We start from the raw sequence: 6,810 nt of genomic DNA, 5'->3' as shown, positions 1-6,810 counted from the left end.
CGCACGATACCCGGGTAGCGCTTCTCCCACTCGGGGAAGAAGTTTTCGTTGAGGTCCTTCATGATCTCGCCGCGCACGTCGTCCTTCAGGTCTGCCATCACCCGTGCAGCGCGGTTGCCGTTCCAGCGCTGAATGCGCTTGATGCCCGGGGCGTAGTGCAGGTCGGCAACGGCCAGCAGCGGCACTTCGCGGCCGTCGGCGGTGCGCACGCGGAAGTCCTTCAGGCTCTCGATGGAGCGGCGAGATTGCAGTGGGTAGCGCACCATGACTTTTACGTCCTGGCCGGCGCGGGGCAGGCGCTGCACTTCCTCGCCGAAGTAGGCCTGGCGTACCTGGTGGTTGACGTCTGCCAGGGTCAGCCCGAGCTTGGCTGCACCGGGTTTCAAATCGATGCGAATCTCCTCGGAGGCGCCTTCGAGATTGTTGCGCACGTCATACAGGCTTTGGTAACTGCGCAGCTGCATTTCCAGTTCGGCCGTGGCCGCGCGCAGGACGTCCAGGTCCGGGTGGCGGATGGATAGTTCAAAGCCCGGGCCGCCATTGTTAAACGAGTACTGCACCGAGACTTCCTTCGCATCGGGAATGTCCCCGAGCAGGTGCCGCAGGCGCAGGGCGGCTTCCTTGGCGGACATATCGCGCACTTCCGGTGGCGCCAGTTTGACGATCGCCATCACGCTGTCGCGGCGGGATCGGGTATACCAGTTTTCGATCAGGACGCCCTTGCCGTCGGTGCGCTCGTTGACTTCGTCTACCAGGCGCTGCTCTGCATCCTGCAGCTGTGCCAGCACTTCCAGGGCCCGGCTGTAGGGGGCACCTTCCGGCATCACCACGTTGACGGTGACTTCATCGGATTCGATTTCCGGCATAAAGCTTTTCTTGACCCAGCCGCTGCCAAACATGCCGAAGCCGATCATCGTCACCGCAATAAAAATGCTCAGGGTCAGGTAGCGGCGGTTGACCGCCCACTGGCCGATGCGGCGATAGTGATTCTGGGCGAAGTAGATAATGCGGTCGGCGATGCTTTTCTGAATGCGCCCGAAGCGGCCGAGTTCGGTGCGCGGCTTCAGGTTGCGCAGGTGGGCCGGCAGAATGAACAGGGATTCGATCAGGGAAAAGAGCAGCGCGAGGATCACCACCCAGGTGATATGGCGGGTGAACTCACTGGTGGAACCACTGATAAAAATCCACGGCAGGAAGGCGAAGATGGTAGTGACCACCGCAAAGATTACGGGCTTTGCCACCAGCTGGGTGCCGAGCACCGCGGCATTCAGGCGACCTTTTTCGTCGTTGCCGTGCTCGGGGTTGTGGGATTCCGTATGGATGCTTTCCCCCACCACAATGGCATCATCCACCACGATACCGAGTACCAGCAGGAAGGCAAAAGTGGAGAGCATATTGAGGGAAACCCCCACGGTCGGCAGCAGTACAAAGGCGCCGGCATAGGCGGTGGCGATACCTCCAGCGACCCAGAACGCTACTTTCGGGCGCAGGCTGAATACCAGTACCAGCAGTACCAGGATCAGGCCCTGGAACGCGGAGGAACCGATGGTTTCCATGCGCCCCTTGAAGTCCACGGCGTTGTCGGTCCACAGGGTGAGTTTGGCGCCGGCGGGCAGGGTTTCGCTGCGCTCAGCAATCCATTTGCGGATCGAATCCGAGGCGGTGACGATATCCATGGTCTCGGTGCTCATCACCTGCAGCAGCACGGCGGATTCACCGTTCAGGGTTGCGAGGATTTCATTGTCTTCAAACCCGTCCACCACGTTGGCCACGTCGCCGACGCGAATGGTGCCGCCGTCGGCGGTCTGGCGCACGATGATATCGGCGAATTCCTGTTCGCTATCGGCCTGGTTGCGCACCTTGAGCTGGTAGGCGCCAGCCTGGGTACGCACGGTACCGGCGGACTGGTTGATGGAGCTCGCGCGGATGGCATCGGCCACGTCCTGGAAGGTGATGCCGTAGCGGCGCAGAGCCTGTTCGCTCACTTCGATGGAGACTTCTTCCATGCGGGTACCGAACAGCTCCACCACGGAAACGGCCGGCAGGGTAGCGGCCTCGCGCCGCAGCTGTTCCGCCAGTCGCTTCAGTTCCCGCTCGCTCAGGTCTCCGTGCACCGCCACGCGGATAAATTCCTGGCGGTTGACCCACTGGTGTACCTGCGGTGGCTCGATATCGCGCGGGAATGACGAAATGCCGTCCACGCGGATCTTCACATCATTCATAAAACGCGCGAAATCCACGTTGGACTCGGCCAGGATATACACCTCACCGGAGCCCTCGGAGGAGCTGGAGCGCACCCAATCGATATTGTCCATGTCGCTGACCGCTTCCTCGATGCGGGCGACAATCTGTTCTTCCACTTCCTGCGGTGCAGCACCGGGCCAGGAAACGCGGATCTCCAGGCCGGGAAAGCGTACCTGCGGGTCCATTTCCCGCTCCATGCTGCCGAAGCCGATAATGCCGGCAACGAAAATGCCGATCATGGCGAGATTGGCGGCGACGCTGTTGCGCGCCCACCAGGCGATCAAGCTGTTCATGTGCGCACTCCGTTAGTTGCGGGCCAGGTGGGTAATGGGCTGGACTTCCATGCCGTCCACCGCATTGGCGACGGCGGAGGTCACTACCCGTTCACCGTCGGTGACGCCGGCGGCCACCACGACCCGGTTTTCGGAGGTAGACAGTACATCCACGGTGCGGATATCCAGGCGGTTGTCTTTATTGACCACGTATACCTTGTCGGCATTGCGCAACGCTTCCCGCGGCATCACTACGGCCTGGCGCTCCTGCACGCCCTCGGCCTCGGCGGTAACAAACAGGCCCACTGCCAGTGGTACACCGTCGCTGGCGCCCTTGCCATAGGGGTCACTGACTTCTGCCACCGCGTAAATCTGGCGGGTTTGCTGATCAATCGCGGCCTGGGTACGCACGATACGTCCCTGCCACTGGTGCTGCCTGGAGCCAACCTGGGCGGACAGGGTGACCTGGGGGCCCGGGTTTTTCTTGCCGGCGACGAAGCCCATGGGCAGGCTCAGTTCCTGCAGCTGGGTATCGGTCAGGGGCAGGCGCACTTCCACGCGGTCGGTGGCAAATACCCGACCCAGAGTCGTGCTTGCAGTCACATACTGGCCGACGCCCACATTGCGCAGGGCGACACGTCCGCGATAGGGGAGCTTGATTCTGGTGCGGGCGAGGTTGCGCTCTGCATTGGCCAGTTCCGCCTGGGCGGAACTCAGGTTCGCTTCCGCTTCTTCTACCTGGGGCTGGTTGACCTGTAGCGGTGTCGGCTCCCGGTTGGGGTTCAGGTCGAGCCACTGCTGACGCTTGATGCCGGCGGCCGCCCTGGCCTGCAGCAGCAGAACCTCGGCCTGCTCCACGCCGGCCTTGGCGCGGGCCACTGCCAGCTGGTAATCGGCATCGTCCAGTCGGATCAGCGTCTCGCCGGGCTCGAATCCGGCGCCTTCGGCAAAATTGTCGGAGATGGCGACGATACGGCCGGAAACTTCCGGGGTCAGGTCGATTTCCGTGTGCGCGCGCACTTCCCCCTGAGTAGATACGGCGAGATGGACCGCCTGTTCCCGGGCCTCGGAATACATCAGCGATACCAGCCGCTGCTCCTCTTCCTTTTTCTCCGGCGCCGGTTTGGAGGCGGACATAATCTGTACAACCCCAAAGCCCAACGCCAGCACCACTACCGGTGCTGCAGCCTTCAAATATTTATTGTTCATCACTCTCATCTGCCTGGATTGTGAAGTTTGCCAACGGCGATCGCCGGGTCAGTTTGGGCTCCATGGAATCACGAAACCTGGGGGCCGGCTACGGGCGGAAAGCCAGGCCGAGCCGGATAAGCGTTGAATGTCTGTTGCTCACTGACCTATTGACTGGGTGGGGGGCAGGTTTGGATGCAGGCCCGTGAAAATATATTTGGGCCCTTGGGTATCCCGCCTCAATGTGACTTTCCTGACTCGGGGCCGGGACGGGGGCGCGGCTCTGAAGTGTTGTCGCGAATACTTTGGCGAAGCCGGCAGTGAGACGAATGAATACCGTGTCTATTTTGTGAAATCAGTTGGCAATTTGGTGTGTGGCTACTAGTAGTAATAGATCAGCGGGTTGGTAAATGTTGCGCCATGGAAAGGCCCAACAACAGTGGCTGTGATTTTGGCGCGCAACCCGCGGAAGCCGCTATGAAAATATAAAGGAATAAAGTCGGTGCGCTCCATTCATCCCCCAAGAGTCTCCCCGTCCGGCTTTACGCTGCTGGAGCTGATGGTCACGCTTGCGATCGCAAGCATCCTGCTGAGTATTGGTGTTCCCAGTTTTAACGGGATGTTTGACAAACTCCGGTTGAAAAATACCAGCGAGCAAATCTATTCCCATATGCAGCGGGCGCGCTTTGAAGCGGTCAGTCGCAAGGTGGAGGTCGGGGTAAATTTTTCTGCCGATAACACTGCCACCTGGGCCTACGGGATCAGTGATGCAAATAATGGAAGCTGTGATACCGGGCTGACCACCGCGGGCGCGGACGATGCGTGCACGCTGGTGATCGACGATGGGGACGGCTCTGTACATGGCCTGAATGGCACCGTAGACACTGCGGACAAAGTGCTCATGCTGTTCACTAACGGGGACCACCGGGATATAAAAATGCAATTCACCGGAGCCGGCGGTGCTAACAGCATAGTTTTCGACCCGGTGCTTGGGACCGCCAGGGACAGTTCCGGCGCGCTGCGCACGGGCGAAATTCTTCTGGAGTCAAACCGCGGTCTGAAACTCAAGGTCGTGGTCGGCGTGCTCGGCAACGTGCGGATCTGTTCGCCCGATGGCAGCGTATCCGGCTACAGGGGGTGCTGAGATGCAGCTTGCACAACAACGTGGTCTCACTCTTATCGAGCTGCTGATTTCCCTGACCATCGGGCTTATCGTGCTGGGCGCGGCATCGTCCGTATTCGTGACAACCATCGTCAATAGCGCAGCTTCGATTTCCGCCAGCCGCCTGAATCAGGAACTGATGACGTTGATGAACGTAATGGTTCACGATATCCGCCGCGCGGGCTACTGGAAAAATGCCGGATCTGCGCCTGCACAGAATCCATTCAATACGGAAACGGGCACCGCTTTGGCTGTGATTCCTTCCACTGCGGGCGGCAGTTCTGGCCAGTGTATCCTCTATACCTATGATTCCAACGACACCGGTTCAGTGGAAGATACCAATCTCTTTGGCTTTCGGCTGAATAACGGCGTTGTGCAGATGCGCCTGTCTGGCGTTGCCGCCAGCGCGAAGAATGATGACTGCAATAGTGATGTTTGGAATGATCTCACCGACCCCAACCTGGTCAATGTCACCAACCTGACCTTTGACACAGAAGACGCTGCAGCGCCTTCCACCTGCCTGAATGTTCGCGAACCCAACGGCGTGGAGAACGGCGGTGATGTCGGTGTCGATGATGACAAGGAATTTGATTGTTACGAGGTTCAACCGACGGTCGGCAGTGGCGATATCACCGTGGAAACACGGCAGATCGCGATAACGCTCGAAGGTGAGCTGGTCAGCGACCGGGAAGTACGGGTATCCATCACGCAACTGGTCAGGGTGCGAAACGATCTGGTGAGGAAATGGTAATGCACGGTTCCTGTTTCTCAGCAGCTTCTCTGAAGTACCAGCGGGGCGTGTCGACCCTGATCTTTGCGGTGATCATTCTCGCCCTTACCGGGATCGCGGCGCTGACGACATTCAATTTTGTCCGCCAGGAGCAGGTAGTTTCCAATAACGACGGAAGAGCCCGGCAGGCCTTCGAGGCGGCAGAGGCAGGCCTGTCAGCCGCACTTGCCTATCTTGGCGATGGTCCGGATCGGGATGACAACGGTGCGATCGACCCGGTATTCGATACCGACAATGACGGGGTTGGCGATGCCAGTGGGGTCAATATTGGCCGGGGCAGTGTAGTGGTGAGCACTGCGGCAAGTGGCAGTGGCATAACGGTTATGTCTACGGGATTTAGCGATGACCGCTCGGCAAGACATGTTGTCAGCCAGCTCCTGGGGGTGATCGATCCATTGCCCAATGATCCGGCAAACCCGTTTATCTCCAAGGGCAACGTGGGGATCAATGGCTCGGCGACCGTGTATAACCCGGAGGGGCACAGCACCATCTGGAGCGGTGGGGAAGTGGACCTGGGCTCCAACAACAGTACCGCCACCGAGGTGGCCGATATGGGGGATTCCAACTACCCGCAGTGTATGGATACCCCAATGACCTGCGACACGGTGGCGTCATCCAACAAGCTGACCGTTGGCCTGGATGTTATCGAGAACGATACCAGTCTCGCCAATCTTTCTCCCTCGGAACTGTTCGAGAACTACTTCGGCATGTCCCCCGAGACCTATCGCAATTCCGGCCTGGTCTCACTGGAGACAACGCCCGCCAGTGTGAATGAGGATATTCAGCTTGCGACCCACGAAGTGATCTGGGTGGAGGGAAATGCGGAATTTGAAAACAACACGTCGGTAGGATGTGCGGTTGCACTTCAGGGAAACAAAACCTGTGGCACCGGGGACAGTAAACCATCGATCCTGATCGTCAATGGCGATGCCACATTCAACGGCACGCCAAATTTTAACGGCCTGGTATTTATTACCGGCAACGCAAATATTAGTGGAAATATGACAGTGGTAGGCACCATTGTTATCGCCGGAAATTTGAGTAGTGACGCGGGCGGCAGTATGGATGTCTGGTACAACTCCGATGTGATGGCAGATTTGGAAAACGCCGGTGCCCGGGTCGGGGTTGCAGGCACCTGGAAGGACTTTTAAGTG

Annotated in this window: 5 protein-coding genes; 3 read left to right on the top strand and 2 right to left on the bottom strand. The window is 59.1% G+C overall.

All coding sequences use genetic code 11. The features are described 5' to 3' along the window. Both QZ511_RS08865 and QZ511_RS08860 read right to left on the bottom strand, forming a co-directional pair. On the bottom strand, nucleotides 1-2,537 hold a 2,537-nt coding region (locus tag QZ511_RS08865), incomplete at its 3' end, for an efflux RND transporter permease subunit (RefSeq protein ID WP_295801765.1). A gap of 12 nt (nucleotides 2,538-2,549) precedes the next feature. Then, on the bottom strand, nucleotides 2,550-3,725 hold the full coding sequence (locus QZ511_RS08860) for an efflux RND transporter periplasmic adaptor subunit (RefSeq protein ID WP_295801763.1): 1,176 nt from the start codon (nucleotides 3,723-3,725) through the stop codon (nucleotides 2,550-2,552). 481 nt (nucleotides 3,726-4,206) lie between these two features. On the opposite strand from QZ511_RS08860, the gene QZ511_RS08855 reads away from it, so the two are divergent. The 3 genes from QZ511_RS08855 to QZ511_RS08845 are packed head-to-tail and all read left to right on the top strand — an operon-like array spanning nucleotide 4,207 to nucleotide 6,807. Next, entirely contained in the window at nucleotides 4,207-4,848 is a 642-nt protein-coding gene (locus QZ511_RS08855; RefSeq protein WP_295801760.1) for a GspH/FimT family pseudopilin, read from the top strand. Nucleotide 4,849: 1 nt separating this feature from the next. Next, entirely contained in the window at nucleotides 4,850-5,617 is a 768-nt protein-coding gene (locus tag QZ511_RS08850) for a PilW family protein (protein WP_295801758.1), read from the top strand. Continuing rightward, nucleotides 5,617-6,807, top strand: coding sequence for a pilus assembly PilX N-terminal domain-containing protein (locus QZ511_RS08845; protein ID WP_295801757.1), 1,191 nt, complete (start codon nucleotides 5,617-5,619; stop codon nucleotides 6,805-6,807). Before QZ511_RS08850 ends, QZ511_RS08845 begins: the two co-directional genes overlap by 1 nt. Nucleotides 6,808-6,810: the final 3 nt, after the last annotated feature.

The sequence above is a fragment of the uncultured Microbulbifer sp. genome (assembly GCF_913055755.1).
GTDB lineage: Bacteria > Pseudomonadota > Gammaproteobacteria > Pseudomonadales > Cellvibrionaceae > Microbulbifer.
This window is presented reverse-complemented; position numbering and strand designations above follow the sequence as displayed.

What these genes read in the sequence shown, in the direction of transcription:
- QZ511_RS08845 (WP_295801757.1), top strand. Translation starts at nt 5,617, where the DNA reads ATGCACGGTTCCTGTTTCTCAGCAGCTTCTCTGAAGTACCAGCGGGGC.
- QZ511_RS08850 (WP_295801758.1), top strand. Translation starts at nt 4,850, where the DNA reads ATGCAGCTTGCACAACAACGTGGTCTCACTCTTATCGAGCTGCTGATT.
- QZ511_RS08860 (WP_295801763.1), bottom strand. Translation starts at nt 3,725, where the DNA reads ATGAACAATAAATATTTGAAGGCTGCAGCACCGGTAGTGGTGCTGGCG.